Origin of the sequence: Methylorubrum sp. GM97 (genome assembly GCF_024347855.1) — a bacterium.
GTDB lineage: Bacteria > Pseudomonadota > Alphaproteobacteria > Rhizobiales > Beijerinckiaceae > Methylobacterium > Methylobacterium extorquens.
On record NZ_AP025942.1, the window covers coordinates 4206175 to 4232146 of the forward strand.

The window sequence follows — 25972 nt, forward strand, 5'->3', positions numbered from 1 at the left end:
TCCCGGGATTACGGGTCGAGGGCGTCCGCCTCGACGCCGCACTCCGCCGCCACGGTTTCCCGCAAAGCCGCGTAGAGGCTGCGAACCGTCCCGTGCCCGGCGCTGTCATAGGGCTGCGCACCGAGCGCGGTCACGGGGGCGAGCAGGCGCAGCGAGTTGGTGACGAACAGCGCCTCCGCCGCCGTCAACTCCGAGGGCAGGAGAGGGCGCTCTTCGACCGCGATGCCGAGGCTCGGCGCGATCCTGGCAACAAGCTCGGCCCGAACGATGCCCGGCAGCACGCCCTCGCTGAGCGGCGGCGTGACGAGCGTCCCTCCGAGGATCGCAAAAACATTGCCGGTACCGGCGCAGGCCACGCGGCCCCGCGTGTTCAGGAACAGAGCCTCATCGAAGCCTTGTGCCTGCGCCGCGCGGGCGGCGAGCACCGCATCGAGATAGCCGAGGGTCTTGAGGCGCGCGGCCGGCGAGGTCTCGTTGCGGGCGATCTGCGTGAGCGCCAGCCGCAAGGGCGCGAAGAATAGGGCGGCGCGGGCCGGGGCGGCGCTGCCGAACAGGAACGGGTTCGGCTCGGGCGGGGGCGCCAGCCCGCGCGGGCCGGGGCCGCGGGTCAACGTGGTGCGGATCGCCGCGAGCGGCGCGGTGCTGGCCAGCGCGCGCATCGCCTCGACGATCCGCTCCCGCGCGATCGCGAAGCCGAGCGCTTCCGCGGCGGCGGCGAGGCGATCAACATGGGCGGCCTCGAAGGCGACCTGCCCCTGAATCGCGAGGGCGGTGTCGAACACGCCGTCGCCGAGCAGCAGGCCACGGTCCCCCATGGCGAAGGGGAGGGTGCCGCCCTCGACCAGCCGCCCGTTAGACCACAGCATCGGCGAGCCTGTCCGTCCGCTCCGGCGCGCCCGCCGCCCGCCACGCACGGGCCTCCTTCAGGAAATTGGAAAACAGCGCGTGGCCGTTCTCGGTCAGCACCGATTCTGGGTGGAACTGGATGCCCCAGGTCGGGTGGCTACGGTGCGACAGCGCCATCACCTCCCCCTCCCCGGAGGCGGCATCGACGGTGAGGTGGCGCTCCATCTCCGGCGTCGGCTCCACGATCAGCGAGTGGTAGCGCCCGACCTGCATCGGCTGCGGCAGCCCTGCGAACAACCGCTCGCCCCCGTGCCGGATCGGCGTGGCGTGGCCGTGGAGCGGGCGGCCCGCCCGCTCGACCCGGCCGCCGAAGGCCGCGCCGATCGCCTGATGCCCGAGGCAGACGCCAAGGATCGGCACCTCGCCGGACAATTCGCGGATGGCCGGCAGGCTCACGCCGGCTTCCGCCGGGGTGCAGGGGCCGGGCGAGATCACCACCGCCTCCGGGTTCCGCGCGCGGATGCCGGCCACATCGAGCGCGTCGTTGCGCACGACCTCGACGGTCTCGCCCAACTCCTCGAAGTAGCGCACCACGTTGAAGACGAAGGAATCGTAGTTGTCGACGACGAGGATCATGGCGCCTCCTCCTCGAAGGCCGCGAAGACGCGGGCCGCCTTGGTCAGCGTCTCCTCGTATTCGGGGCCGGGCTCGGAGAGCAGCGTCACGCCCCCGCCCGCCTGGAGCACGGCCTGTCCCTTTGCCATGAACACGGTGCGGATCGCGATCGAGGTGTCGAGCGATCCGTCGAAGCCGAGCGCGCCGATCGCCCCGCAATAGAGCTCGCGCGCATCCGTCTCGATCTCGGTGATGATGTCCATGGCCCTGAGCTTCGGCGCGCCGGTGATCGAGCCCCCGGGAAAGGTTTTCTGGATGAGGTCGAGGGCATCCGAACCCTCGCGCAGCGTGCCCGTCACCACCGAGACGAGATGGTGGATGCCGGCATAGGATTCCAGCCCGCACAGGGTCGGCACCCGCACGCTGCCCGGCTCGCACACCCGCGACAGGTCGTTGCGCAGCAGGTCCACGATCATGATGTTCTCGGCCCGCTCCTTCGGATTGGTCTGGAGCGCGGCGGCGATCTCGGCATCGCGGGCGGGATCGGGATGGCGGGCCACGGTGCCCTTGATCGGTCGCGTCTCGACCGCCCGCCCCTCCAACTTGAGGAAGCGCTCGGGCGAGGAGGAGGCGACGGTAAGCCCTTCGAAATCGAGATAGGCGCCGAAGGTGGCCGGGTTGGTCTCGCGAAGCCTCCGGTAGAAGGCGAACGGGTCGAAGCCGGGCGGCAGGTCGGCGGCGAAACGCTGGGCGATGTTGGCCTGATAGATATCGCCGGCGCCGATATAGTCGCGGACCTTTTCGACAGCCACTTCATAGGTTTGTCGCGAAAAATTCGAGCGCCATGTGAGCCGGGCGCCCGTCCATTTCGGCAGCGGTTCGGACGGGGCGGCGAGCCAATCGGCGAAGGCATCGAGCCGCGCCTGCGCCCGTGCCGCGCGGGCCGGTCCGTCGGCTTCGGGAAAGCCGGTGGCGATCAGCAGGCAGGTGCCGCGGCCATGATCGACGGCAAGCAGGGTGTCGTAGAGGTTGAAGGCGATGTCATCGGTGAGCCCCGCCCGGCGCGCCGGGGCCGCGACCCGCTCCAGGCTCGCACCGAGATCGTAGGCGAAATAGCCGATCGCTCCCGGAATGGCGGGCAGGTCGGGCCGGGGCGCCAGACGGTAAGGGGCGAGGCACGCCCGCAACGCCGCGATGGGCGAGCCGGGCACCGCGCGCCCGTCCAGGGTGGCACGGCCGTCGCGGTAGCGGAACCGCGCGAACGGGTCGGCGGCCAGCACCGAGACGCGGCCGAGCGTATCGTGCCGCATGGCGCTGTCGAGGAAGGCGAGACCGGGCAGCCGGGCGAGCCGCGCCGCGGCCGCGACCGGGTCGATGAAGGGAATCTCGCGGGTCCAGACCATGGGCTCGGCCGTCATGCCTCGTGCGGCGCTCATTGGGATTCACCCAAGGGCGCGCGGCACCCTCCCGTCAATCGCCCCCGCGTTCCGGCCTCGCGGGCGGGGTATGCAGCCGCTCAGCCCGAAGATGAAGTGCTGTCTGAGGTTCCTGTACAAAGCCACTGTTGAATAGAGTCTTTTGGCTCTCAACGCCGCAAAGAGAGAAAAAGCTGAGAGGGGCCACCATGGCCTCGCCTCGTAGAGTCGCACCGGACGCGCTTGCAGCGCGTTCCACGCTGCACGACACTGTCAGGCAGCTCAAGGAGCCGCCATGCCGACCAAGTCGCTGATCCAGGCGCGGATCGATGCCGACACCAAGGAAGAGGCCACAGCCGTTCTCAAGGCCATGGGGCTGACCGTCTCCGATGCGGTTCGCATGATGCTCGTGCGCGTCGCGCGCGAGAAGGCGCTTCCCTTCGAGCCTCTGGTTCCCAACGAAACGACCATCGCAGCCATCCGCGAGGCGCGGTCCGGTAACCTTCCGGGCTTCACCAGCGTCGAGGCGCTGATGGCCGATCTCGATGCGGACGATTGAGCGAACCACGCAGTTCAAGCGTGACTATAAGCGGGAGATGAAGGGCAGGCACCGGGCGAGCCTTCAAGCCGACCTGACGGCGGTGCTGACCGAGTTGGCCGCGGATCGCCCCCTGGCGGCGCGCCTGCGCGACCACGCCCTGACCGGCAACTGGGCCGACCATCGCGACTGCCACGTGAAGCCGGATCTGGTGCTGATCTATCGGCTTGCAGGAACGGAAACGCTCCAATTGGTGCGCCTCGGCTCGCATGCCGAACTGGGCTTCTGACGATCCTACCGGCTACGCTCGCAACAGCGCCCCAATGCCGTTATATCGGCGCATCCACCGCTCTCGATGCAGGACGCGCGGGCCTCCGTTCCGGAGGGCCGCCCCAACGGGCCGTCATGACCGCAACCGCCTCTCCCTCGGACACCAAGGGCGCCGCCGCGCCGCGGATCTCCTTCGTGTCGCTGGGCTGCCCCAAGGCGCTCGTCGATTCCGAGCGCATCCTCACCCATCTGCGCGCCGAGGGCTACGAGCTGTCGCGCCGCCATGACGGGGCGGACGTCGTCATCGTCAACACCTGCGGCTTCCTCGATTCGGCCAAGGCCGAGTCGCTCGCCGCGATCGGCGAGGCCATGGCCGAGAACGGCCGGGTGATCGTCACCGGCTGCATGGGCGCGCAGCCGGAAGAGATCCGCGAGAAGTACCCGAACCTGCTCGCCGTCACGGGCCCCCAGGCCTACGAGTCGGTGGTCGCCGCGGTGCACGAGGCGGTGCCGCCCGCCCACGATCCGTTCCTCGACCTGATCCCGCCGCAAGGGGTCAAGCTCACCCCGCGCCACTACGCCTATCTGAAGATTTCCGAGGGCTGCAACAATCGCTGCACCTTCTGCATCATCCCGAGCTTGCGCGGCGATCTTGTCAGCCGCCCGGCGGGCGACGTGCTGCGCGAGGCGGAAAAGCTCGTCAAAGCCGGCGTGAAGGAGTTGCTGGTCGTCTCGCAGGACACCTCCGCCTACGGCATCGACACCCGCTACGCGTCGAGCCCGTGGCAGGACCGGGAGGTGCGCGCCCGGTTCTACGATTTGGCCAAGGAACTCGGCGAGCTCGGGGCGTGGGTGCGGCTGCACTACGTCTACCCCTACCCGCATGTCGACGAGGTCATCCCGCTGATGGCCGAGGGCAAGATCCTTCCCTATCTCGACATGCCGCTCCAGCACGCCAGCCCCTCGGTGCTCAAGCGCATGCGCCGGCCGGGCAACCAGGAGAAGCAGCTGGACCGCATCCGGCGCTGGCGCGAGATCTGCCCGGATCTGGCCATCCGCTCGACCTTCATCGTCGGCTTCCCCGGCGAGACCGATGCCGAGTTCGAGGAACTGCTCGACTGGATTCGCGAGGCGCGGCTCGAGCGCGTCGGCTGCTTCGAGTACGAGCCGGTCAAGGGCGCCACCGCCAACGATCTCGGCCTACTGGTGCCGCCGGAGGTGAAGGCCGAGCGCAAGCGCCGCTTCATGGAGGCGCAGAGCCACGTCTCGCTGCGCTTGCAACGGGCGAAGGTGGGCAAGCGCCTGTCTGTCATCATCGACGAGGCGGGCCCGACGGTTGCGCGGGGCCGCTCCAAGGCCGACGCGCCGGAGATCGACGGCAGCGTCCACGTCACCTCGCGCCGTCCCGTGCGACCCGGCGACATCGTCACCGTGAAGATCGAGCGGGCCGACGCCTACGATCTGCACGGCATCGCGGTGTAGGGCCGGGCGGCGGAGGAGCGGGGAGGGCGGGACGCGAACCGCCCCGCGCGCCGCACGTTGCCCCGTCACGATTCCACGCGAATGACGAGGCTCAGCATGGCGGACGAACAGCGCGACCAGAGCAGCGGGGCCGCGGTCTCGCCCAAGGACCCGGCGACGGGCAAGCTGAAGTCGCAACCGGGACCGATGGAGCGGGCCGGCACCGAGGCCGAGGAGGCCGCGCGCGGCAACTCCCCCTCCGGGGAAAGCAAGACAGGCTCCGAGGACGATCGCTCCGCTTGATCTGAGATGCGCACCGGCCTGACCGGCCTCTACGGCTTCATCGGCATCGTCCACCTCGTGGCGACCGAGCGCTTCCTGCCGATCATGCCGGGTTGGGTGCCCGCGCCCCGCCTCGTGGTGATCGGCACCGGTCTGTGCGAGATCGCCGGTGCGCTGGCGCTGTTCGTGCCCCGGCTGCGACGGATCGCCGGGATCATGCTGGCGCTCTACGCGGTCTGCGTGTTCCCGGCCAACATCAAGCAGGCGGTCGAAGGCATCGCCGTGCCGCCGATCCCCGACACGTGGTGGTATCACGGCCCGCGCCTCGCGCTTCAGCCGGTGATGGTGTGGTGGGCCCTCTACGCCGTCCACGCCATCGATTGGCCGTTCGCAGCACGAAGAACGGGCGATACTGGAGCACCTCGTTAAGATTAACCCGTCGGAGTAAAAGGCTTTTCGCTGAGGAAAACGGCACCGAAAGCGTATCCGAGCGGGCTCAACCGGTGGTCTTCGCCTCGTGACCCTGTCTACGCTCGCCGTCATGCCGAAGAGCCGCGATTCGAACCGGACGAACCGCCCGCCAGACGGCGCCGCACCGCCGGAGCAGGCGGCGGTCGAGCGCGCCCTGGAGCAGATCGTGGAGCGCCTGAAGCCGAAGGCGCCGGACCCGAAGCCCGCGAAGAAGGGCGACCCGCGGACGAAGGGCTGAGTCCCTGCCCATCGGCTCCGCCGACGTCAGGGCACTGCCCTGACAACCCGCCAAAGGGCCTGAGGCCCTTTGGGATCCCCGAACCTCATGTCTTCTCGTCGCGCTTCACGGCCTGCCAAGCCGCTTCCATGGCGGGGAGGGCGGTGTCCTCCAGGGTGTGGCCCTCGGCGGCGAGCCGGGCGGCCATGGCGGTGAAGCGGCGCTCGAACTTGAGGGTGCCGCGCCGCAGGGCCTCCTCCGGATCGACGCCCGCGTGACGGGCGAGGTTGGCGACCGAGAACAGCAGGTCGCCGATCTCCTCGAACACCGCCTCCGGCTCGCCCTTCTCCAAGCTCTCCTCGACCTCGTCGGTCTCCTCACGCACCTTGGCCAGGACCTGGGCCGCGTCCGGCCAGTCGAAGCCGACGCCGGCCGCCCGCTTCGAGATCCGGTCGGCCCGGGCGAGGGCGGGGAGGGCGCGCGAGACTCCGGCCAACGGTCCCGCCACCTCTGTTTTGCCCGCCGCCGCCTTCTCCGCGCGCTCCCGCGCCTTGATCGTCTCCCAGGCCGCCTTGATCGCGGCCGGGTCGGTCGGGCGCCGCTCGGGCGGCAGGAAGTCACCGGACGCGTCGAAGACGTGCGGGTGACGCCGGATCAGCTTGGCGCAGATCGCCTCGGCGACGTCAGCGAAGCGGAAGGCGCCCTCCTCCTCGGCGATCCGCGCCTGGAACACGACCTGGAGCAGGAGGTCGCCGAGTTCGTCGCGCAGGTCGGCCCGGTCGCCGCGCTCGACCGCGTCGGCGACCTCGTAGGCCTCCTCGATCGTGTAGGGGACGATGCTGGCATAGCTCTGTTGCACGTCCCAGGCGCAGCCCCGTTCCGGATCGCGCAACCGCGCCATCAGCGTCAGCAGCCTGTCGATCGGCGCCTCGTCCATCGCTCTTTCGCCCCATCCCGCCGGAAGCCCGGCCTCAGCCAAGCCACCGCTCATAGACCGTCCGCCGCTGCCGCGCAGCGCCGCTTCGCGGGCTCTCAATCGGGGAGAGAAGGGGCACAGTCTGTGCAAAATTCCGTGTATTCCTTTTGAAAAGAAGAGAAAAAGCCTCCGTTCGGTTTGGCGAACGCAGCTCCAACCTCCCTAGGAAAGCTATCTGTTAAGGATTCTCAGGGAGTCAGTTCAGCAGGTTATAGGGGAGGCGGAAAAGCCGTGATTTTACCGTGGCTTGAGACCCCTTTGCGCATCGAACTCTGCGCGAAACCGCATCGAACTCTGCGCGGCCCTGCATCGGATTCTGCGCAACCGACGGGGCCTGTCGCATCGGATTCTGCGTGGGCCCGTACCGGATTCAGCGTGCAAAACCGGTTTGGCCGGGGAAGAGCGGGGACAAGTCCGGAGTCGGGGGCAAGCGGGGGCGTATTGAACTCTGCGCAGGCGGATTCGGGCCGGCCGGCGGGCGTATGGAACTCTGCGTGCCCGGAATCCGCCCCTCCTCCGATCGCGGACGACACGCCTGTGCAGGACTCGGCCGTCCAAGCGTGGATTCCCGGGAAAACTCCGAAAGGCCACGGGACTCCGCGGAGCCGAATCGTGACAGATCGGTTGCGGCCCTGAGGGTCCTCCGACGATTCCGTCCGGAGCCCGAGGCTTGGATGAAGGCGAACACGACGTGACACGCAGCGGGAGGCCTTGAGGGCAGGCGATGTCGGGGCTTGAGGCCAAGATCGCCGCGATCCGTGACCCGGATCTGCAGGCGGAGCTGGAGGCGGCGCGGGGCAGGTTCCTGTTCGCGCCGATCGTCGAGCACCTGCTGTTCCGCCAGCGCGAGCGTGACGCCGCCCGGGCCCAGGAGGGGGCGCAGGCCGAGGCCCGCGAGGCCATGGGCCGCGACCGTCGCCGCCGCGACGCCGTGCGCGAGGTGATCGAGAGCGAGCCCACCGGCCCGGAAAACCTCCAGCATCTCCACTCGGTGCTGGCGCTCTGCGGCCTGCCCTACCGCGATCCCGGCGACGCCCGCGACTTCGTGCGCGAATACGGCCGCAACTCGCTCAGCCTCTCGGCGGGGCGCCTCAAGAACCCGATCACCGGCGAGATGGAGCTGCAGGGCCTGCCCTACGGCCCCAAGGCCCGGCTCGTGCTGCTGCACCTCTGCACCGAGGCGGTGCGCCAGCGTAGCCCGACCATTGAGGTCGCCGACAGCCTCTCAGGCTTCATGAAGGCCATGGGGTTCGCCGTCACCGGCGGCGAGCGCGGCACCATCGGCGCCTTCAAGGAACAGCTCAACCGGCTCGCCGCCTGCTCGATGCAGCTCGGCCTGTGGGACGGGGAGGGGCAGGCCTCGACCCTCAACGTGCCGCCCTTCCGCCAGCTCGAATTGTGGCGGCGCGGCGATGACGGCCTCGTCTGGCAGCGCACCGTCTCGTTCCATCAGGATTTCTACGACAGCCTGATCCGGCACGCCCTGCCGGTCGATATCCGCGCCGCGCGGGCCTTCTCCGGCTCGGCGCGCAAGCTCGACCTCCTGTTCTGGACCGGCTACCGCCTGCGCGCCCTGCAGCGCCCCCTGCGGCTGACCTGGGACAACCTGCACCGCCAGTTCGGCGCCGAGAACGCCAGCCTGCGCAGCTTCCGCCAAGCCTTCAAGGCGGATCTCGCCGGCCTTCTCGAGGTGTTTCCGCGGCTGCGGATCGACCTCGACGAGGGCGGCATGCTGCTCCACCCGGCCGATCCCGGCAGCCTGCTGGTGCCGCCCAAAGCCGCCCGCACCGCGCGCGCAGCGGCTTCTGCGGCCCGCGCCTGACGGAATTTTTTCGGGTTTCGGCCTTCAGAATATTCCGTGCGCCTATCCCCGTCGTTTAGGTAGTATGGAATATTCCAACATTCCGACGAAGGAAGACTTCTTCCCCAGCCGGGGAACGGTTCATTCTCTCTTCGGGGGCCGTATGATCCGCCTGTTCCGATACCCTGAAAGCCCTTCTTGCCGCGGTGGTGTGACAGCCGCCTCGAAGCACGCCACGACGCGTCTTCCCGTTGAGAGCTGATCCGGCCCGTTTCGAGGTGGCGCGCTGGCTCGGCGCCTCGGCACGCGGAGTGGCGGCCCGTAAGCCGCGCTCGCACAGACTTCCATCGCGCTGGTTCACTGTGTGCCTTCCATTCCGTATTCCGATCAGCGAACACCCCTGACGGAATAGAAAGACTCGCCTTCTCTTCCATTCCATGACATCGTCCATTCCGAGAAATTCCCCTCGTTGGGAATGAACGGTGAGGAATGCCAGCATGGTCCTGTCGGAAGCCGAGGCTCTGGCGCGGCTGGAGGCTTTGCGTCAGCAGCGCGACGCGATCGAGCGGCAGATTGCCGATCTCCTTCTCTACCTCGATCTCGGTCGACGCCTCGGCGGCCCGGCCGCTCCCGCTCAGCCCTCGCCGGACGCACGAGCGGACGCCCCCATCCCCGTTCCGGAACCCACGCCGCAACCGGCTCGGGCGCCGGCCGCCGCCCCGCCGGCTCCGCCCGCCGCTGCGCCCGAGAGACCTCCGGTGCCGGCCTTTGCCGTGCCGGTCGAGGGGGAGGCCGGCCTGTCGGAGACGGTGCTCGCCCGCCGCTACGGCCGGGCGGTGATCGAGGCGGTGCTCGCCGTCCTGGAGGAGGTGGGCCGCCCGATGCATGCGAGCGAGATCCTGGCGCGGATCAGCGAGCAGGGATTTTCCCTGCCGGGGCAGGACCCGGTGGCGGCGCTCAACACCCGGCTCTGGAAGCGCTCCGGTCCCGGCGGCCCGCTGAAGCGCCTGGGCGAGGCCGTCTACGCCCCGGCCGATGCGGAGGAGGCATAGGAAGAGGGATCGGCGGCGCGCCCTGAAAACATGAAGAGGCGGCCCGCGCGGAGCCGCCTCTGAACCCTGTCCGATGCCGTCTGCGGGCGCGACCGCCCCGTCCGAAGGAGCGCCGCCGGTCCGCGCCGTCTCAGCGCGAGGCGGCGACGGAGCCGGTCGATTCCGTCACCGCGCGCCGGTTCAGGTCTGGGCCAAGGTCTGGCCCCTTGGCCGTGGCGGGCGGATGGGCCGGAGCGAAGGCGCTGCCGTCGCGGGCCAGGGCCTCGCCGTGGGCGAACAGCGCCTTCATGTAGGGCTGGTCGAACGGCTTCTCCGAGGTCTTGGCGAAGCGCCCGTCGATGAGGGCGATCCGGAGATCCAGGCCGGTGCGCGCGGCATAGCCCTTGGTGAGCGCGAGCACCGCGCGGGTCTGCGCCTTGATCGCCGCCGACATGGTGCGGCCGAGCACCGAGAGCGTGGTGCGCGAGGCCATCTGGAATTCCGGTTCGAGCCGGTTGTTGACGACGAGGTAGACCCGGTTCGTCGGCAGGCGCAGCCGCGCCTCCCCTTCCAGGGCGGCGGCCGGCGCGAGGTAGAACGGGGCCATCGCCCCGCCATCGTCGTGCAGCTCCGCGAAGGGCTTGGCTTTGGCTCCGTCTTTCACTTCGGCGGGGATCGCCACCGGCGGGAAGACGCCGGGCACCGCCGTCGAGGCGAGCACGATCGAGCGGAACAGGGCCAGCGCCCGCGGGTCACCGGTCTCGGCATTGCGCTGGGCGATCGCGCCCATGTCCCACAACACCGGCCGCTCGCTGTCCACCTGCGTCGTGGCGATCAGCAGACGGCGGCCCTTGGCGTGCTCGGCCGCCACCGCCTTGAGCAGGGCCGGCGTCACCGCGCGCCCGATCCGCTCCTTGAGCGGCCACGTGTCGGTGAGCGAATCCGGCGTGCCGCCGAACTCGAACACGTCGGCGGCCGAGATCTCGGTGTAATTCTCGCGAAGGGCCGCGTCGGCCTTCTCGCCGAGCGTCGGCGCCGCGAAGGCGAAGGGGGCGATCAGCGCGCCGGTCGAGACGCCGGTGACGACGCCGAACTCGGGGCGGTCGCCGCGCTCCGACCAACCCGCCAGCAGGCCGGCGGCAAACGCGCCGTTCTCGCCGCCGCCGGAGAGCACCAGCCAGGGATCGGCGGCGCGGGGCGCCCCATCGATCAGGGCCTGGAACGCACGCGTGTCGTCGCCCGCGATCCGCACCGAGGCCGGCAGGCCCTCGGGCTGCGCGGTCGCAGCCTGGGCTGCAGTGTAGTCCGGCCGCGCGTCGGCGGGCTTCTTCGCCGGTCCGGCCATCGCCCCCTGCGACAGCGCGAGCGCGAGCAGCACGCCGGCCAGGACCCCGCCCCCGCGTGGGCCGGACGGAAAAGTCCGCATGATCGGTTCGTTGAACAGTTTTGGCATCGACGTACGTCTCCCGACGATGTTCGACAGCCCGCCTCGGCCGGAAAACACGGGCCGCGGCGGTCCGTTCCGTCCCGACTGCCCGGCGCCGAATGCTGCGCCGGGCAAGCTTTGCCGTTTCGCTCGTCCCGCGCACCCTTGCCGCCTGTCCTGGCATCCGGGCGGAAGCGGCGAAAACGAGAAAGACCTTGATGAAGACTTCTGAAATCTTGGGAAGTGTCGGACGATTTGGCTCACCGCGCAATCTTCGCTTTCGGATATTCACGGGTGGATCGCCAATGGGTGATGCGGGTCCGTATGCGGGAGCGGGTTCGTGCCGTGCGCGGGCGCACGATCCGCCGGATCGGGGATCGCGCGTCTCATCCCGCATCTCATCGCGTGTCTCTTGGGCCGATCACACGGCCGAGGGCAGGACCAAGGTCGGCTTTACGCCGGGGGGCGCCGTGCTCTAACGCCAAGGGCATAAGCGGAGGGCCGACGCCACGGCCCTTCGCGCAGCCGGAGACCGAGAGCCGATGAAACTGCCGCGCCGCTTCTTCCAGCCCCTCGCCGCGGGTGCGCCCGAGCCGTTCCGCGAACTGCCGATCAAGCTCGAGCGGATGATCCACTTCGTGCCGCCGCACAACGAGAAGGTCCGCGCCCGCGTGCCCGAACTCGCCAAGACGGTCGATGTGGTGCTCGGCAACTTGGAGGACGCGGTCCCCGCCGACCAGAAGGAGGCGGCGCGCAAGGGCTTCGTCGAGATGGCCCGCGCCACCGATTTCGCGGCCTCCGGCACCGGCCTGTGGACGCGCATCAATGCCCTGAACTCGCCCTGGATCCTCGACGACCTGTTCACCATCGTCGCCGAGGTCGGCGCGAAGCTCGACGTGGTGATGGTGCCGAAGGTGGAGGGCCCCTGGGACATCCACTACATCGACCAGTTGCTGGCCCAGCTCGAGGCGCGCCACGGCGTGACGAAGCCGATCCTCGTTCACGCCATCCTCGAGACCGCGGAAGGCGTGGCCAACGTCGACGCCATCGCCTCCGCCTCGCCGCGCATGCACGGCATGAGCCTCGGGCCCGCCGATCTCGCGGCGTCCCGCGGCATGAAGACCACCCGCGTCGGCGGCGGTCACCCGGATTACCGCGTCCTGTCCGATCCCAAGGGCGATGCCGAGCGGGCGTCCGCCCAGCAGGATCTGTGGCACTACACCATCGCCAAGATGGTCGATGCCTGCATGGCCAACGGCATCAAGGCGTTCTACGGCCCGTTCGGCGACTTCTCCGATTCGGCCGCCTGCGAAGTGCAGTTCCGCAACGCCTTCCTGATGGGCTGCGCCGGCGCCTGGACCCTGCATCCGAGCCAGGTCGCGCTGGCCAAGACCGTGTTCGCCCCCGATCCGGCCGAGGTGAACTTCGCCTCCCGCATCGTCGAGGCGATGCCCGACGGCACCGGCGCGGTGATGATCGACGGCAAGATGCAGGACGACGCCACCTGGAAGCAGGCCAAGGTCATCGTCGATCTCGCCCGGCTCGTGGCCGAGAAGGATCCGGATCTCGCCAAGGTCTACAATCTGCCCTGATCGTCGCGAATGGTGGCCTTGCGTTGGAACGGAAGGGCCGCGAGGCCTATCTATCGGTCATGACCCAGACCAGCATGAGAACCGCCAAATTCGGCCTCGGGGCGGTGGTCCGGCATCGGATCTACCCGTTCCGGGGCGTCGTGTTCGACGTGGACCCGGAATTCGCCAACACCGAGGAATGGTGGCTCGCGATTCCGGAGGACGTCCGGCCGCGCAAGGACCAGCCCTTCTACCACCTGCTCGCCGAGAATGCGGACAGCGAGTACGTCGCTTACGTCTCCGAGCAGAACCTCGTGCCCGACACCTCCGGCGAGGCTCTGCGCCATGCCGGCATTAGTGAGGTGTTCGAGCGTAGCGCCGACGGGGCCTACCGCATGCGGGTCAGCCACGCGAACTGACAGGCCCCGAAAGCGGACATCCGGCTCTCGGTAAAAGGCGGCGTGAAAACAACAGCCTAGCCTCGTCCGGAAGGGTGTGGCTGGGGCGATGGGCCGAAACGTCAAGCCGGGGAACGCTTTGTTCAACGGCTGTTGCTATCGAAGCGCGTCACCTCACCGTTGCGCGGGTTCGAGATAGCCATGGATGTGGTCACCATGCTGGTCATGAGCCTTGCCGCGGCCGCTGCCGCTGCGGGCTTCCTGGCCGTCGAGTGGCGGATCCTGCGCAACCCCGCGCTGCTTCTGTGGAGCGCGGGCTTCGCCACGATCGTCCTCGGCTGCTCGCTCTCGCCGGTCCGCGCCGCCTCCTTCCTCGTCGGGGTCTGGTTCGCCAACGGCCTGCTCGTCGTCGCCCACCTCCTGTTCCTCTTCGGCACGGCCCGCTTCACCGGGCGCCGGGTCGCACCGCTCTGGTGGGGCCTGCTGCTGGCCTGGGCCGGGCTCCTGCTCCTGCCGGCGGGGATCGACCCGACCCCGGCCTTCGCGATGACCAATTCCAGCCTCGTCGCCCTTGCCGCCCTGCGGGCCGCCCATCTCCTGCTGTCGCGGGCCGGCACGCCCTTCCCGGAGCGCACCGCCGCCTCCGACGCGCTCGGCGCCGTCTTCCTCGCCCACGGCACCTTCTACGCCGTCAAGGCGCTACTCGTGCCCGTGCCCGGCGCCTTCGTCAGCCTCGTCGGCTTCAAGGGCGTGCTGATCCAGGTCTCGCTGTTCGAAGGCATCCTCGTCGAGATGCTGCTCGCGCTGCTGATGGCCGCCGCGGTGCGCCGCCGCCGGGAGGAAGCGATGACGGCGCTCGCCGAGCGCGATCCCCTCACCGGCGCCTTCAACCGCCGCGCCTTCGAGAGCCGCGCCGCGGAGGCGTTGCGGGACATGGCCGCCGGACGCCAGTTCGGCGCCCTGCTGCTGCTCGACGTGGACCGGTTCAAGACGGTCAACGACAGCTTCGGCCACGCCGTCGGCGACCGCATCCTCGTGGCGCTCACCGGCGTGCTGGAAGCCTGCCTGCCGCGCCACGCGATCCTGGCACGGCTCGGCGGGGACGAGTTCGTGATCCTGGTGCCCGGCCTCGACGAGGCGGCGGCATCCGCGCTCGGCGCGGCGATCCGCGACCGCATGGCCCGCGAGAGCGGCCGGGGCCTGCCCACCGGCGCCACGGTCAGCCTCGGCGCCGCCCTGTTCAGCGGCGGCCCGGCCGGGCTCGACACCCTGATGGCGCTCGCCGACACGGCGCTCTACGAGGCCAAGGCCCATGGCCGCGACCGGCTGCAGGCCCGCCGCCTGGAGCCGCCGGCGGAGCGGGTTCCGGATCGATCCGGGCCGGGGGCGGCGACGCAAATGTCCGCGCAGGGTGGCTGCTGCGCCTGAGTGTCTCTCACAAAACGCCCGCTGCGCTGCCGTGCCCAGAACGGAGACGATCGGTGATCGGGAGTTTTGTGAGGCACTCTGAGACGGTTTCCGCGTGTGCGACGTCCGAATCGAAAGGGGCGCCCGCATGGCGGACGCCCCTGGTCGCAGATGATGTCGGGGATGCCGGACGGATCTCAGAAGATCAGGTCGAGTCTCGCCGCCTCGAAGCCCGCCGCCCGCACGCTGTCGGGGAGGGCGGAGGAATCGGCATAGCCGGCCTCGCGGGCCATGGCGTCGAGGGCGGTGCGCTCGTCCTCGGCACTGCCGGTCCAAAGGATCGCGCCGCTCGTCTTCTGCCGGATCTGGAAGATGCTCATCGTGAACCGTCCGTCGTCGTGAATCTCTTGACGGGGTAACCCGGCGCAGCCGTCCCGGTTGCACACGAGCGGTCCGGCGAAATCTTGAGCGAAGCGAGGAGGCGTCCGCCGCGTCTCGGGACCGACGGACCTCGGGGACGGGCCGCCGATCTCATTCGCCTGCGGCAACGCGCACAGGCTTCGACCGGGGATGGGTTTGCTACCCCATTCGCCACGAAATCGCCGGTTGCGCCGCGGAAAGCAGGCTGCGGCGCATCGGCGCGCCCCATGAGGCGATTCGCGATGCCGGCCCGTTTGCCCTTCCGTCCCGCTGCGGCGTGCCTCGCCGCCCTCCTCGTCGCGACCCCGCCGGCCCGCGCCGCGGAGACGCCGCCCGCGGCCGGGGTGCCCGATCCCGCTACGCTCCTGCCCGCGGTGAGCGTGGTCCCGGCTGAGCGCCGGGAGATCGTCGAGCGGGCGGTCGTGACCGGGACGCTGGTCCCCCGCGACGAGATCCTCGTCGCCCCCGAGGTCGAGGGCCTGCGCATCGTCGCGCTGCTCGTCGAGGAGGGCGACCGGGTCGAGCGCGGCGCGGTGCTGGCGCGGCTCTCATTGGAGATGATCGAGACGCAGGAGGCCGCCAACCTCGCGGCCACGGCGAAGGCGGAGGCGGCGATCCTCCAGGCGAAGAGCCAGATCGTCCAGGTGCAGGCGGCCCAGACCGAGGCGCGCCAAGCCCTGGAACGGGCGCAGGCGCTGGTGCGGACCGGCAACGCCACCGCCGTCACCCTGGAGCAGCGGGTCTCGGCGGCGCAGGGCGCCGACGGCCGGCTCGAGGCGGCACGGGCCGGGCTGGCGCTCGCCGAGGCGGATCTGGCCGCCGCGCGGGCGCAGGGGCGCGAGATCGGCCTGCGCCGGGCCCGCACCGAAATCCGGGCGCCGGAGGCCGGGATCGTCAGCCGCCGCACGGCCCGGGTCGGCGCCACCGCGAGCGCGGTCGGCGAGCCGCTGTTCCGCCTGATCGCCCGCGGCGAGATCGAGCTGGAGGGCGAGGTGCCGGAATCCGTCCTGCCGCGGCTCAGGGCCGACGCCCCAGCGCGGCTCGAATGGGAGGACGGGCGCGTGACGCCCGGCGCCGTGCGCCGGGTCTATCCCGAGGTCGATCGGGCGACGCGCCTCGGCCGGGTCCGCATCCGCCTGGACGCCGACCCGGCGCTGCATATCGGCGCCTTCGCCCGCGGCCGGGTCGAGGTCGCCCGGCGCGAGGGCGTGGCGGTGCCGCTCGCCGCCGTGCTCTACGCCGCCGACGGCTCGGCGAGCGTTCTCGCGGTTGCCGACGGCCGCGTCTCCGCCCGCCGGGTCGAGACCGGCCTCTCGGCCGAAGGCTTCACGGAACTGCGCTCCGGCATCGCGGCGGGGGAGGCGGTGGTCGCCCGCGCCGGCTCGTTCCTGCGCGACGGCGACCGGGTGCGGCCCGTCCCGCCGACGGCCCGAGCGGCCGCGGCCCGCTGAGGATCATCGCATGCGCCTCAACGTCTCGGCCTGGGCGATCCGCAAGCCGATCCCCTCCCTCGTTCTGTTCCTCGTGCTGATGGTGCTCGGCCTCGTCAGCTTCCGCGCCCTGCCGATCACCCGGTTTCCCAATATCGACATCCCGATCGTCTCGGTGACGGTCACGCAGTCGGGCGCCGCACCCTCCGAGTTGCAGACCCAGGTCACGAAATGGGTCGAGGATTCGGTGGCCGGGGTGAAGGGGGTCAAGCACATCCTCTCGACCATCTCGGAAGGGTCCTCGATCACCACGATCGAGTTCCGCCTGGAGGTGAACCAGGACCGCGCCGTCAACGACGTGAAGGACGCGATCTCGAAGATCCGCATCAACCTGCCGCGCACCATCGACGAGCCGATCATCAGCCGCGTCGAGATCGCCGGCCTGCCGATCATGATCTACGGCGCCTCCGCTCCGGCGATGACGCCCGAAGACCTGTCTTGGTTCGTCGACGACGTGGTGGCGCGCCAGCTCCAGGGGGTGAAGGGGGTGGGCGGCGTCGAGCGCCTCGGCGGCGTCGCCCGCGAGATCCGCGTGACCCTGAAGCCCGACCGCCTGCTCGCGCTCGGCATCACCGCGGCCGACGTGAACCGGCAATTGCGCCTCACCTCCGCCGACATGGCCGGCGGGCGCGGCGAACTCGCGGGCGGCGAGCAGTCGATCCGCACGCTCGGCGCCTCGGCGAGCCTCGAGACGCTAGGCGCGACCTCCATCGTCGTGCCGGGCGGGCGCAAGGTCCGCCTCGACGAGTTGGCGAGCCTGATGGACGCGGCCGAAGAGCCGCGCACCTTCGCCCGCTTCAATGGCGAGCCGGTGGTGGGCTTTGCCATCTCCCGGGCGATGGGGGCGAGCGACGCCGAGGTCGCGGTCGCCGTGGCCAAGCGCATCGAGGATCTGCACGCCGAGAATCCGGGCGTGCGCTTCGATCTGATCGACACCAGCGTCGTCAACACCATCGGCAACTACCACTCGGCGATGATGGGGCTGCTGGAGGGCGCCGCCCTCGCCGTGATCGTGGTGTTCCTGTTCCTGCGGGATTGGCGCGCCACCCTGATCGCGGCGGTGGCGCTGCCGCTCTCGGTCCTGCCGACCTTCTGGGTGATGAGTGCCCTCGGCTTCTCGCTCAACGCAGTGAGCCTGCTCGCGATCACGCTGGTAACCGGCATCCTCGTCGATGACGCCATCGTCGAGATCGAGAACATCGTCCGCCACATGCGGATGGGCAAATCCGCCTACCGCGCGGCGCTCGAAGCCGCCGACGAGATCGGGCTCGCGGTCATCGCCATCACCGCGACCATCATCGCGATCTTCGCCCCCGTCTCCTTCATGCCCGGCATCGCCGGCCAGTACTTCAAGCAGTTCGGGCTCACCATCGCGGCGGCCGTGTTCGTGTCGCTGCTCGTCGCGCGCCTCATCACGCCGCTGCTCGCCGCCTACTTCCTGCGCGACCACGGCCCGGACCACGAGCGCGAGGGTCTGGTGATGCGGGCCTATACCCGCCTCGTCGCGTGGTCGGTGCGGCACAAATACCTGACGCTGATCCTCGGCCTCGCCTGCTTTGCCGGCTCGATCGCCTCGACCCGGCTGCTGCCCGCGGGCTTCATCCCGGCGGAGGACGCGGCGCGCACGATGTTCGTGGTCGAACTGCCCCCCGGTGCCCGGCTCGACGATACCCAGCGCCTCTCCGACGGCCTCGTCGAGACCCTCCGCCAGATGCCCGAGGTCCGCTCCGTCTTCGTCGATGGCGGGCGCCAGTTGCCCGGCAAGAAGGAGGTGCGGCTGGCGAGCCTCACCGTGAACCTCACCCCGAAGAGCGACCGCGCCCTGACCCAGAAGCAGGTCGATCTCAAGATCTCGAGCGTCCTGCGGCAGGTCCCCGACATCCGCTTCTGGTCGCTGCAGGAGGGCGGGCAGCGGGAATTCGCGCTGATCGTCTCGGGCCCCGACAAGGCGGTGGTCGCGGATGTGGCCGCCCGCCTCCAGCGCGAGGCCGCGGGCGTCCCCCACCTCGTCAACGTGATCTCGACCGCGCCGCTGGACCGCACCGAGATCCGCATCACCCCGAAACCAGGCGTTGCCGCCGATCTCGGCGTCTCGACCGACGTCATCGCCGAGACGGTGCGGGTGGGCACCATCGGTGACATCGCGGCCAACCTCGCCAAGTTCAACGCCAAGGACCGGCAGGTCCCGATCCGGGTGATGCTGCCCGAGCGGCTGCGCGGGCAATTGCCCGAGATCGCCAGCCTGAAGGTGCCGGTGAAGGCCGGCGCGGCGGTCCCGCTCGCCACCGTGGCCGACCTGACGCTGGGGCGCGGCCCCACGGCCATCGACCGCTACGACCGCACCGTGCGCGTCGCCGTCGAGGGCGATCTCCAGGGCTCGGACGCGCTCGGCTCGATCATCGAGCAGGTGATGGCCCTGCCCGCCGCCACGAACCTCCCCGAGGGCGTCACCATCCGCCAGACCGGCGACGCCGAGGTGATGGGCGAGGTGTTCGAGGGCTTCGCGCTGGCCATGGGCGCCGGGCTGATGATGGTGTTCGGCGTCCTCGTGCTGCTGTTCGGCAACTTCCTCCAGCCGCTCACCATCCTGTTCTCGCTGCCGCTCTCCATCGGCGGGGCGATCCTGGGGTTGCTCGTCTTCCACATGCCGATCTCGATGCCGGTGGTGATCGGCATCCTGATGCTGATGGGCGTGGTGACGAAGAACGCGATCATGCTGGTCGATTTCGCCATTGAGGAGATGGCCCGCGGCGTCGATCGCGTCACCGCCATCGTCGATGCCGGACGCAAGCGGGCGCGCCCCATCGTGATGACCACCATCGCCATGGCCGCCGGCATGGTGCCGTCGGCCCTCGCGCTCGGGATCGGCGGCGAGTTCCGCGCGCCGATGGCGGTCGCCGTGATCGGCGGGCTGATCGTCTCGACGGGCCTATCGCTCGTCTTCGTGCCGGCGATCTTCCTGCTCGTCGACGACCTGTCGCGGCTGTTCGTGCGCCTGTTCGGCCGCTTCGTCGGCGGGGCGGACGAGCCGGAGGAAGAGGACGATGCGTATCGTCCGGGTCCGCCCGCCAACGCCTCCGGTCTCGGCCGCCGAGGGGTGGCCGCCGAGTGATCCGGGCTTCGGGTGACCAATGGGGGACATCAGGGTGCCGAAGTCGCGCGGCTGAGGCGTCTGTCACAAAACACCCGCCACGCCGCCTCCGGAAGGACAATGGGCCCGTGACCGGGGGCCGGGGATCACGCCGAGAACCAGGGCAACCTTAAGTAGCGCGCCCATGGCGCGGGCCTGACGACCCTTGTGCTCGGGCTCGGCACGCGTCCTGCAAGCGTGATTCCCTGACCCGCCACCGAAATCGCTGCGGAGTGAACGGCGGCTCGGCGGCATCGCCGCGGTGGCGAAGCATGGCACCGTGCGAATACGTCAGGGTTGTACCATCAAGATGGTGCGAAGCATTTCTCAACGCTTTTGATGTAAGCGGCCAAGATACGCTTCGAGTCCGCCACTGGCCTCGCGGCCACGGATGACCGATGCAGGAACCTCGGGACCGACACGAGCGTCAGGGAGTGCAACGCGAGGACGTCGTCGTCCTCGTCTCGGACCGCCGCGAGCGGGCGGAGCGCCTTGCCCGCGGCATCGCCCTGGTCCTGCCCTGCCGGGTCGTCGAGCCCGGTGCAGCCCTGCCCGCCGACCGGCCGATCGCCTTCGTTGTCGATCTCGCCACCGATCTCGCGGCCGATCGGGGAAGTGCCTGGATCATGTGGCTCGCCGAGCGCATTCGCGAGAGCGGGCTGCCCTGTCTCTATCTCGCCCGCGGCAATGCCGTCCAAGACACGGCGGCCGTGCGTCTGCTCGGCACGCCGACGGTGATCGATCCGCGCCAGTCCGCCGGCATCGTCCCGACGCTCATCCGCCTCGTCGCGGAAGGAAAGGCGAGGGGAGGCTCATCCGACAAGGCCCGGAAACCGGGCGGCGTAAGCCCCGAACTGCGGGTGGAGCGGGCCACCACCCTCGTCACCCGCCTGTTCGACAAGGCGGCCACCGGCCGGCCCCCGAGCCCCGAGGAGGCCGAGGAAGGCACGCGGATCGTCCTCGACACGGTCTCCGAGGTCGGCATCCGCACTTGGCTCGACCTCGTCTGGCGCCACGACATCCAGGTCTACCAGCACTCCTTGAGCGTCGCGGGCTTCGCGGCCGCCTTCGCCGCCGAGCTCGGCTTCTCCCGCGGCGACCGGCAGCGGCTCGCCAAGGCCGCGCTGCTGCACGATGTCGGCAAGGCGCTGATCCCCCATGCCATCCTCAACAAGCCGGGTCCCCTCACGCCCGACGAGATGAGGGTGATGCGCACCCATGCCGCGCTCGGCGCCGACCTGCTGGCCCAGGAGGCCGCCTTCGAGCCCGAGATCCTCGACGTGGTGCGCTACCACCACGAGCGCCTCGACGGGTCCGGCTATCCCGAGGGCCTGAAGGGCGCGCGGATCAGCGATCTCGTGCGGCTCGTGGCGATCTGCGACGTCCACTCGGCCCTGACCGAGCGCCGGGTCTACCGGCCGCCGCTGCCCGCCGCCGAGGCCGCCGCGATCATGCAGGCCCAGGCCGGCCAGCTCGATCCCGACCTGCTCAGGGTCTACCGCCCGATCATCTTCCGCGCCGGCGACGCCGCGGGCGGACCGTCCGTGCGGAGCTGATCCGGGATTCCGAACGGCATCCCTCCAAACCAGGGTCCCGTCTTTCAAGCCGGTCAGTGCCGTGCGGCGACCCGCTCGGCCAGCAGGCACAGGATCTCGAAGGCGATGCCGGCGCCCGCCAGCGCCGTGATGCCGGCGGAATCGAGCGGAGGAGCGACCTCCACCACATCCGCCCCGACGAGATCGAGGCCGCGCAGGGCCCGCAGCAGGTGCAGCGCCTCGCGGGTGGTGAAGCCGCCGATCTCCGGCGTGCCGGTGCCGGGGGCGAAGGCGGGGTCAAGGGCGTCGATGTCGAAGCTGAGATAGGTCGGGCCGTCGCCGGTCACGGCGCGGGCTTCCGCGGCCACCTCCGGCAGGCCGCGGGCGCAGACCTCCTCCATCGTAAGGATGCGCATGCCCTGCGCCAGGGCCCAGTCGCGATCGTCGGCCGCATCCATGCTGCCGCGGATGCCGATCTGGATGCAGCGCCGCGGGTCGAGCACCCCGTCCTCGACCGCGCGCCGGAACGGCGTGCCGTGGGTGAGCCGCGCCCCGCCATACTGGGAGTCGTCGGTGTCGCTGTGGGCGTCGATATGGATCAGCCCGAGCGGCCGGGCGGCCCCGAGCGCCCGCAGCACCGGATAGGTGATGAAATGGTCGCCGCCGACCGTGAGCGGCACGATCCCGGCCTCGGCGAGCGGCCGGTAGAACGCCTCGATCCGCCGGGCGGTCTCGGCGGCGTCCACCGGGTTGACCGGCACGTCGCCGAGATCGGCGCAGGCCGCCAGGGCGTAGGGCGCCACCCCCGTGGCGTGGTTGAGCGCCCGCGTGCCGGTGGAGGCCTCGCGCACGGCCCGCGGCCCGAGCCGGGCACCGGGGCGGTTGGTGGTGGTGCCGTCGAAGGGGATGCCGATCAGGCCGATCTCGATCAGTCCAGTCCCTTCGCCGGCCCCTTCGCCGGCCCCGTCTCCCACCGCCTCGACGGGATCGAGCACCGGCAGCCGCATGAAGCTCGCAAGGCCGGAGAAGCGCGGTGTCAGCATCCCCGAGGCCGGCTGGAACCGCGCCAGCCGTTCCGCCCGCGCGCCCGCCGATTCGCTCTCATCCGCCATGACGATCCTCCCCGGCGCGGCGTCTTCACAGCCACTTGCAGCGATGGTGCGATCTCACCCGCGCTCCGCATCAAGCCGCTCGTCTCCTCCGGCCGCAAGCCGTTTCATGAACCCGTTTCATCAACCGGTTTCCTGGCCGCAGCGTCATGCGCCTGTCGCGGCCGGCGCAGACTACGCAAGGGGCTCCGGCGAGCGGATACATTCGCTTGCGATGGCGTTGCGCATCGGAGCACGATACCGCCAAGCCTGATCGCGCAAGCCTGATCGAGACGTCGGGCACGCGCTCGAGAGACGTCGTCCGGCTGGCGCAGAGAGCGAGCGGACAGGAGAGGGCGGTTCATGACAGCTCAGGTCGCGGTCATCGACCGTTCGGGGGCCGAGGATTGGGATGAGATCCTCTGGCAGCAGCCGGCCGCCAACCTCTACGCGTCCCGGAGCTGGGGCCAGTACAAGAGCCGGCTCGGCTGGACCGTCCGGCAGGTCGCCCTGAACGACAACGGGGCCGATCTCGCCTACATCCAGTACCAGGAGCGCCGCACCGGCCCCGTGCGCCGGATCCTCGTGCAGGGGGGGGCGGTCCTCACCGCCCGCGGGCAGTTCCGGGCGGAAGCGGTGCTCGCCGCCTTCATCGACCATCTCGCCCTGCGCCCGGCGGACCTGCTCGCGGTGAAGAGCTACCGGCCTCAGGATCCGGAGGGGGTCACCGCCCTGCTGTCGCACGGCTTCGTGCCCGTCGTGACGGCGATGGATCACACGATCGAACTCGACCTGACACCGGACACGGACGCGATCCTGGCCGCGGCCGACCGGCGCTGGCGGCGCGAGGTCAACAAGGCGACGGGACAGCCCGATCTCACCGCCGTCTTCCTGACGGACCCGGACGAGCGGCTGCGGGCCTTCGACACCTTCGTGCGGATGTATGCCGCTCTCCAGCAGCGCAAGGGCTTCTCGAGCGGCCTCGACACGGCCGCCTATCGCGACCTCGCGGCGTCCGATCCGCACCTGCTCTTCCTCGAAATCCGCCAGGGCGGAGAGCCGATCCTGGTGCGCATCGTCCACACCGCGCGGGCCGTATGGACCGATTTCTTCACGGCCTCGGACGAGCGGGCACGATCGACCGGTGCGGCGACCCTCGCCGTCTGGCGGATCATCGAGCGCGCCCGGCAGGAGGGCGCCAGCCGCTTCGATTTCGGCGGTGTCGATCCGGCCGGCAACCGCGGCGTCTTCGATTTCAAACGCGCCTTGAGCCGCAACGTGATCCAGAGCGGTCCGACCTGGATCTACGCACGCAACGCCTTCATCCGCCGCGCCGCCGCGACCGCCCTGTTCCTGCGCTCGATCTAAGCCGCCGCCGGCCGGGGAGGTGGGGTCGGGCGCGCTGCCCCGCCCTCCCCTCGACGCAGCGGCTCAGCCTCGCTGCTTCGCGCGCAGGCTGCTGGCGTCGCCCGAGGTGTTCGTCATCGGTCCGGCGGGGCCGCTCGAATTGGCCTCTTCCTCGCCGGTGCGGCCTCCGCCTTGGCGGGCGCCGACATGGTCGTGGTACTGCTCGGTCTGGACGTGGCGGCTGTCGAGGCCGCGCTGGTCGGTGTGCCGGGACTTGTCGCGGTTGCTCAGCACCTCGTTCTCGCCGAGGATGCCCTCGGGCAGATCGGTCATGGCGCCGCTGCCGTCGCCCTTGCCCTGCGCGCCGGGGCCCATGCTGTGCCGGTCGGCCTTGGCCATGATGTCGCTCCTGTCGCTGTGAATGACGTGGAGGGAAGATCTGGGCACGGGGCCGAAGAGGGCAAGCTGAGCAGAAGAAAACTTATAGGTCTTTTGTGCGGGAACATTTCCGCTCACCGGACGGTCGCGGTATGATTGCCGCGCAACGGCTGCAGAGTCTCCTGCCGAACCGCGAATACGCTCCGAGGAGCCGGAGATGTTCAGGCGGACTTCGCCGCGAGCAATTCCGCAAACCGCGCAACCAGCCGCCGTGCGACCTCCTCCTTGCCGAGCTTCGGCCACGTCTCGACACTGCTGCCACCGTCGCGGGCGACGAGGTGGACGGTGTTCTCGGTGCCGCCCATGACCCCGCCCTCCGCCGAGACGTCGTTGGCCACGATCCAGTCGCAGCCCTTCCGCGCGATCTTCTTCTGCGCGTTCACGATGACGTCGTCGGTCTCGGCGGCAAAGCCCACGACAAGGGGCGGGCGCCCTTCGCTCCGGCCGGCGATGGTGGCGAGGATGTCCGGGTTCTCGACGAGCTGCAGGGGGGCGGGCGTGCTGCCGTCCTTCTTGATCTTGCCCGCCCGCATCTCGGCGGGCCGCCAGTCGCCGACGGCGGCGGCGAAGATCGCAAGATCGGCGGGCAGGGCCGCCTCGACCGCGGCGAGCATCTCGCGGGCGCTCTCGACCCGCACCACGGTAACGCCCGCCGGATCGGGGATCGCCACCGGCCCCGAGACCAGGGTGACGCGGGCGCCGGCCTCGGCCGCGGCGGCGGCGACCGCGTGGCCCTGCCGCCCCGAGGAGCGGTTGGCGAGGTAGCGCACCGGATCGATCGGCTCGTGGGTCGGCCCCGAGGTGACGAGCACGTGCCGCCCCGCCAGCGGTTTTTTTGGGATTTCATGGCCCGCCAGGAACCCGATGCCGGCGCCCTCGGCGCGCTGCGCCAGCAGGGCTTCGAGCGCGTCGGCGATCTCGTGCGGCTCGGCCAGGCGCCCCGGCCCGAACTCGGCCTCGGCCATCGCGCCCTTGTTGGGGCCGATCACCGCGACGCCGTCGGCCTTCAAGGTCGCGAGGTTCCGCTGTGTCGCCGGATGCTGCCACATCCGCACGTTCATGGCCGGGGCGATCAGGATCGGCAGGGTGGTGGCGAGCAGCACCGTCGAGGCGAGGTCCGGCGCGTGGCCGGTCGCCATCCGCGCCATCAGGTTGGCGGTGGCCGGCGCCACCACGATGGCGTCGGCGTCCCGGGCGAGCTTGATATGGCCGATATCGGCCTCGCTCTCCCGGTCGAACAGGTCGGTATGGGTCCGCTCCCCGGCCAGCGCGGCGGCGGCCAGCGGCGTGACGAACTCCTGCGCTGAGTCGGTCAGCAGCGGACGCACCTGCGCCCCGCGCTCGCGCAGGCGCCGGATCAGGTCGAGCGCCTTGTAGGCGGCGATGCCGCCGCCGACGATCAGGAGGATGCGGCGGCCGGCGAGGGGTTTTGGGGACGGAGAAGACATGAGGGCAGAACGGGGAATCGTAGGGCGCGCGTCAAGGGCCGCATGTTCGGCGCAGCTTGAGCCGAGGATTCAGGTCAAAGGGCGACGCGCGGTATGGCGCACGCTGCGGATGATGATTTCGCCGTTTCCGATGCGGTAGGTGAGTACGTAAGGATAGGGCGAGGCGACGATCCGCCGGACTCCACGCCGTGCGGTTGCCTGCCCTGCAAAAGGATGTTGCAGCAACAGGAGCATCAGGTCTTGCAAGCGTGCCTGCACATGGTTCGCACCCTGCGGATTATGCTGCGCGATGTAAGCGAGTGCCTGATCGAGTTGACGCGCGGCAGGGCGTGTGAGCCGCAGCTTCATAAG

General features: G+C 70.2%; 26 protein-coding genes. 16 read left to right on the forward strand and 10 right to left on the reverse strand.

Annotated features, from left to right (window positions below; translation table 11 throughout):
* Window positions 1-8: 8 nt before the first annotated feature.
* Genes MSPGM_RS19680 through pabB form a run of 3 tightly spaced genes read right to left on the reverse strand, consistent with a single transcriptional unit; the run spans window position 9 to window position 2879 of the window.
* Entirely contained in the window at window positions 9-866 is an 858-nt protein-coding gene (locus MSPGM_RS19680) for an aminotransferase class IV (protein WP_015857326.1), read from the reverse strand.
* Window positions 853-1482 carry an anthranilate synthase component II gene (locus tag MSPGM_RS19685; protein ID WP_003607382.1) on the reverse strand — a complete coding sequence of 210 codons (630 nt, stop codon included), beginning with the start codon at window positions 1480-1482 and terminating at the stop codon, window positions 853-855. The genes MSPGM_RS19680 and MSPGM_RS19685 overlap by 14 nt, the downstream gene beginning before the upstream one ends.
* Window positions 1479-2879: an aminodeoxychorismate synthase component I gene (pabB, locus tag MSPGM_RS19690; RefSeq protein WP_015857327.1), complete on the reverse strand. Its 1401-nt coding sequence runs from the start codon at window positions 2877-2879 to the stop codon at window positions 1479-1481. The genes MSPGM_RS19685 and pabB overlap by 4 nt, the downstream gene beginning before the upstream one ends.
* A gap of 292 nt (window positions 2880-3171) precedes the next feature.
* Here pabB and MSPGM_RS19695 point away from each other — a divergent pair, with 292 nt between their 5' ends.
* From MSPGM_RS19695 to MSPGM_RS19720, 6 genes are all read left to right on the forward strand, one after another.
* Window positions 3172-3435, forward strand: a complete 264-nt coding sequence (locus tag MSPGM_RS19695; RefSeq protein ID WP_003605879.1) for a type II toxin-antitoxin system RelB/DinJ family antitoxin — start codon at window positions 3172-3174, stop codon at window positions 3433-3435.
* Window positions 3422-3703 carry a type II toxin-antitoxin system YafQ family toxin gene (locus tag MSPGM_RS19700; protein ID WP_003605878.1) on the forward strand — a complete coding sequence of 94 codons (282 nt, stop codon included), beginning with the start codon at window positions 3422-3424 and terminating at the stop codon, window positions 3701-3703. Before MSPGM_RS19695 ends, MSPGM_RS19700 begins: the two co-directional genes overlap by 14 nt.
* Window positions 3704-3819: 116 nt before the next feature.
* Complete coding sequence (gene rimO, locus MSPGM_RS19705; RefSeq protein WP_003605876.1) at window positions 3820-5166, forward strand: 30S ribosomal protein S12 methylthiotransferase RimO; 1347 nt, start codon at window positions 3820-3822, stop codon at window positions 5164-5166.
* A gap of 96 nt (window positions 5167-5262) precedes the next feature.
* A complete protein-coding gene (locus MSPGM_RS19710) occupies window positions 5263-5448 on the forward strand; it encodes a hypothetical protein (RefSeq protein WP_003605874.1) in 186 nt (61 codons plus the stop codon).
* Between the two features lie 6 nt (window positions 5449-5454).
* Window positions 5455-5856 (forward strand): DoxX family protein, encoded by a 402-nt coding sequence (locus MSPGM_RS19715; protein WP_003605873.1) that lies wholly within the window; start codon window positions 5455-5457, stop codon window positions 5854-5856.
* A gap of 88 nt (window positions 5857-5944) precedes the next feature.
* Window positions 5945-6136 carry a hypothetical protein gene (locus MSPGM_RS19720; RefSeq protein ID WP_003605871.1) on the forward strand — a complete coding sequence of 64 codons (192 nt, stop codon included), beginning with the start codon at window positions 5945-5947 and terminating at the stop codon, window positions 6134-6136.
* 85 nt (window positions 6137-6221) lie between these two features.
* Here the strand turns inward: MSPGM_RS19720 and mazG are convergent, their stop codons facing one another.
* On the reverse strand, window positions 6222-7052 hold the full coding sequence (gene mazG / locus MSPGM_RS19725) for a nucleoside triphosphate pyrophosphohydrolase (RefSeq protein ID WP_043708089.1): 831 nt from the start codon (window positions 7050-7052) through the stop codon (window positions 6222-6224).
* A 763-nt stretch (window positions 7053-7815) separates the two neighbouring features.
* Between mazG and MSPGM_RS19730 the strand changes: the two genes are divergently transcribed.
* Window positions 7816-8913: a replication protein RepA gene (locus MSPGM_RS19730; protein ID WP_003605867.1), complete on the forward strand. Its 1098-nt coding sequence runs from the start codon at window positions 7816-7818 to the stop codon at window positions 8911-8913.
* Window positions 8914-9389: 476 nt separating this feature from the next.
* The gene (locus MSPGM_RS19735; RefSeq protein ID WP_015857329.1) at window positions 9390-9944 is read left to right on the forward strand and encodes a winged helix-turn-helix domain-containing protein; all 555 of its coding nucleotides are present in this window, start codon (window positions 9390-9392) and stop codon (window positions 9942-9944) included.
* A 130-nt stretch (window positions 9945-10074) separates the two neighbouring features.
* Here the strand turns inward: MSPGM_RS19735 and MSPGM_RS19740 are convergent, their stop codons facing one another.
* A complete protein-coding gene (locus MSPGM_RS19740; protein ID WP_003606526.1) occupies window positions 10075-11376 on the reverse strand; it encodes a patatin-like phospholipase family protein in 1302 nt (433 codons plus the stop codon).
* On the opposite strand from MSPGM_RS19740, the gene MSPGM_RS19745 reads away from it, so the two are divergent.
* The 4 genes from MSPGM_RS19745 to MSPGM_RS19760 all read left to right on the forward strand — a co-directional run bounded on the left by MSPGM_RS19745 (window position 11348) and on the right by MSPGM_RS19760 (window position 14746).
* The gene (locus tag MSPGM_RS19745) at window positions 11348-11581 is read left to right on the forward strand and encodes a hypothetical protein (protein WP_131473099.1); all 234 of its coding nucleotides are present in this window, start codon (window positions 11348-11350) and stop codon (window positions 11579-11581) included. The two genes, MSPGM_RS19740 and MSPGM_RS19745, sit on opposite strands and share 29 nt — an antisense overlap.
* A gap of 310 nt (window positions 11582-11891) precedes the next feature.
* The gene (locus MSPGM_RS19750; protein WP_003606527.1) at window positions 11892-12941 is read left to right on the forward strand and encodes an HpcH/HpaI aldolase/citrate lyase family protein; all 1050 of its coding nucleotides are present in this window, start codon (window positions 11892-11894) and stop codon (window positions 12939-12941) included.
* A gap of 59 nt (window positions 12942-13000) precedes the next feature.
* Complete coding sequence (gene hspQ / locus MSPGM_RS19755) at window positions 13001-13339, forward strand: heat shock protein HspQ (RefSeq protein WP_015857330.1); 339 nt, start codon at window positions 13001-13003, stop codon at window positions 13337-13339.
* A gap of 180 nt (window positions 13340-13519) precedes the next feature.
* On the forward strand, window positions 13520-14746 hold the full coding sequence (locus MSPGM_RS19760; RefSeq protein ID WP_015857331.1) for a sensor domain-containing diguanylate cyclase: 1227 nt from the start codon (window positions 13520-13522) through the stop codon (window positions 14744-14746).
* Between the two features lie 176 nt (window positions 14747-14922).
* On the opposite strand, the gene MSPGM_RS19765 is transcribed toward MSPGM_RS19760, so the two are convergent.
* The gene (locus MSPGM_RS19765; protein ID WP_015857332.1) at window positions 14923-15105 is read right to left on the reverse strand and encodes a hypothetical protein; all 183 of its coding nucleotides are present in this window, start codon (window positions 15103-15105) and stop codon (window positions 14923-14925) included.
* 282 nt (window positions 15106-15387) lie between these two features.
* Here MSPGM_RS19765 and MSPGM_RS19770 point away from each other — a divergent pair, with 282 nt between their 5' ends.
* From MSPGM_RS19770 to MSPGM_RS19780, 3 genes are all read left to right on the forward strand, one after another.
* Window positions 15388-16596, forward strand: a complete 1209-nt coding sequence (locus MSPGM_RS19770; RefSeq protein ID WP_015857333.1) for an efflux RND transporter periplasmic adaptor subunit — start codon at window positions 15388-15390, stop codon at window positions 16594-16596.
* 10 nt (window positions 16597-16606) lie between these two features.
* Window positions 16607-19747 carry an efflux RND transporter permease subunit gene (locus tag MSPGM_RS19775; RefSeq protein WP_003606644.1) on the forward strand — a complete coding sequence of 1047 codons (3141 nt, stop codon included), beginning with the start codon at window positions 16607-16609 and terminating at the stop codon, window positions 19745-19747.
* A gap of 416 nt (window positions 19748-20163) precedes the next feature.
* A complete protein-coding gene (locus MSPGM_RS19780; protein ID WP_209688321.1) occupies window positions 20164-21321 on the forward strand; it encodes an HD-GYP domain-containing protein in 1158 nt (385 codons plus the stop codon).
* A gap of 53 nt (window positions 21322-21374) precedes the next feature.
* Here MSPGM_RS19780 and speB read toward each other — a convergent pair whose 3' ends face one another.
* Window positions 21375-22412 (reverse strand): agmatinase, encoded by a 1038-nt coding sequence (gene speB, locus MSPGM_RS19785; protein WP_003606829.1) that lies wholly within the window; start codon window positions 22410-22412, stop codon window positions 21375-21377.
* 339 nt (window positions 22413-22751) lie between these two features.
* Between speB and MSPGM_RS19790 the strand changes: the two genes are divergently transcribed.
* Window positions 22752-23756 carry a lipid II:glycine glycyltransferase FemX gene (locus tag MSPGM_RS19790; protein WP_003606830.1) on the forward strand — a complete coding sequence of 335 codons (1005 nt, stop codon included), beginning with the start codon at window positions 22752-22754 and terminating at the stop codon, window positions 23754-23756.
* 63 nt (window positions 23757-23819) lie between these two features.
* Here the strand turns inward: MSPGM_RS19790 and MSPGM_RS19795 are convergent, their stop codons facing one another.
* The 3 genes from MSPGM_RS19795 to MSPGM_RS19805 form a co-directional block, all read right to left on the reverse strand.
* Window positions 23820-24134 carry a hypothetical protein gene (locus MSPGM_RS19795; RefSeq protein WP_003606831.1) on the reverse strand — a complete coding sequence of 105 codons (315 nt, stop codon included), beginning with the start codon at window positions 24132-24134 and terminating at the stop codon, window positions 23820-23822.
* Window positions 24135-24334: 200 nt separating this feature from the next.
* Window positions 24335-25621: a bifunctional phosphopantothenoylcysteine decarboxylase/phosphopantothenate--cysteine ligase CoaBC gene (gene coaBC, locus MSPGM_RS19800; RefSeq protein ID WP_015857338.1), complete on the reverse strand. Its 1287-nt coding sequence runs from the start codon at window positions 25619-25621 to the stop codon at window positions 24335-24337.
* 69 nt (window positions 25622-25690) lie between these two features.
* A complete protein-coding gene (locus tag MSPGM_RS19805) occupies window positions 25691-25969 on the reverse strand; it encodes a type II toxin-antitoxin system RelE/ParE family toxin (protein WP_003606482.1) in 279 nt (92 codons plus the stop codon).
* Window positions 25970-25972 lie beyond the last annotated feature (3 nt).

Bases quoted from the DNA above. Each gene is read 5' to 3' on its own strand.
- MSPGM_RS19680 (WP_015857326.1), bottom strand. From the start codon at position 866: ATGCTGTGGTCTAACGGGCGGCTGGTCGAGGGCGGCACCCTCCCCTTC.
- MSPGM_RS19685 (WP_003607382.1), bottom strand. From the start codon at position 1,482: ATGATCCTCGTCGTCGACAACTACGATTCCTTCGTCTTCAACGTGGTG.
- pabB (WP_015857327.1), bottom strand. From the start codon at position 2,879: ATGACGGCCGAGCCCATGGTCTGGACCCGCGAGATTCCCTTCATCGAC.
- MSPGM_RS19695 (WP_003605879.1), top strand. From the start codon at position 3,172: ATGCCGACCAAGTCGCTGATCCAGGCGCGGATCGATGCCGACACCAAG.
- MSPGM_RS19700 (WP_003605878.1), top strand. From the start codon at position 3,422: ATGCGGACGATTGAGCGAACCACGCAGTTCAAGCGTGACTATAAGCGG.
- rimO (WP_003605876.1), top strand. From the start codon at position 3,820: ATGACCGCAACCGCCTCTCCCTCGGACACCAAGGGCGCCGCCGCGCCG.
- MSPGM_RS19710 (WP_003605874.1), top strand. From the start codon at position 5,263: ATGGCGGACGAACAGCGCGACCAGAGCAGCGGGGCCGCGGTCTCGCCC.
- MSPGM_RS19715 (WP_003605873.1), top strand. From the start codon at position 5,455: ATGCGCACCGGCCTGACCGGCCTCTACGGCTTCATCGGCATCGTCCAC.
- mazG (WP_043708089.1), bottom strand. From the start codon at position 7,052: ATGGACGAGGCGCCGATCGACAGGCTGCTGACGCTGATGGCGCGGTTG.
- MSPGM_RS19730 (WP_003605867.1), top strand. From the start codon at position 7,816: ATGTCGGGGCTTGAGGCCAAGATCGCCGCGATCCGTGACCCGGATCTG.
- MSPGM_RS19735 (WP_015857329.1), top strand. From the start codon at position 9,390: ATGGTCCTGTCGGAAGCCGAGGCTCTGGCGCGGCTGGAGGCTTTGCGT.
- MSPGM_RS19745 (WP_131473099.1), top strand. From the start codon at position 11,348: ATGATCGGTTCGTTGAACAGTTTTGGCATCGACGTACGTCTCCCGACG.
- MSPGM_RS19740 (WP_003606526.1), bottom strand. From the start codon at position 11,376: ATGCCAAAACTGTTCAACGAACCGATCATGCGGACTTTTCCGTCCGGC.
- MSPGM_RS19750 (WP_003606527.1), top strand. From the start codon at position 11,892: ATGAAACTGCCGCGCCGCTTCTTCCAGCCCCTCGCCGCGGGTGCGCCC.
- hspQ (WP_015857330.1), top strand. From the start codon at position 13,001: ATGACCCAGACCAGCATGAGAACCGCCAAATTCGGCCTCGGGGCGGTG.
- MSPGM_RS19760 (WP_015857331.1), top strand. From the start codon at position 13,520: ATGGATGTGGTCACCATGCTGGTCATGAGCCTTGCCGCGGCCGCTGCC.
- MSPGM_RS19765 (WP_015857332.1), bottom strand. From the start codon at position 15,105: ATGAGCATCTTCCAGATCCGGCAGAAGACGAGCGGCGCGATCCTTTGG.
- MSPGM_RS19770 (WP_015857333.1), top strand. From the start codon at position 15,388: ATGCCGGCCCGTTTGCCCTTCCGTCCCGCTGCGGCGTGCCTCGCCGCC.
- MSPGM_RS19775 (WP_003606644.1), top strand. From the start codon at position 16,607: ATGCGCCTCAACGTCTCGGCCTGGGCGATCCGCAAGCCGATCCCCTCC.
- MSPGM_RS19780 (WP_209688321.1), top strand. From the start codon at position 20,164: ATGCAGGAACCTCGGGACCGACACGAGCGTCAGGGAGTGCAACGCGAG.
- speB (WP_003606829.1), bottom strand. From the start codon at position 22,412: ATGGCGGATGAGAGCGAATCGGCGGGCGCGCGGGCGGAACGGCTGGCG.
- MSPGM_RS19790 (WP_003606830.1), top strand. From the start codon at position 22,752: ATGACAGCTCAGGTCGCGGTCATCGACCGTTCGGGGGCCGAGGATTGG.
- MSPGM_RS19795 (WP_003606831.1), bottom strand. From the start codon at position 24,134: ATGGCCAAGGCCGACCGGCACAGCATGGGCCCCGGCGCGCAGGGCAAG.
- coaBC (WP_015857338.1), bottom strand. From the start codon at position 25,621: ATGTCTTCTCCGTCCCCAAAACCCCTCGCCGGCCGCCGCATCCTCCTG.
- MSPGM_RS19805 (WP_003606482.1), bottom strand. From the start codon at position 25,969: ATGAAGCTGCGGCTCACACGCCCTGCCGCGCGTCAACTCGATCAGGCA.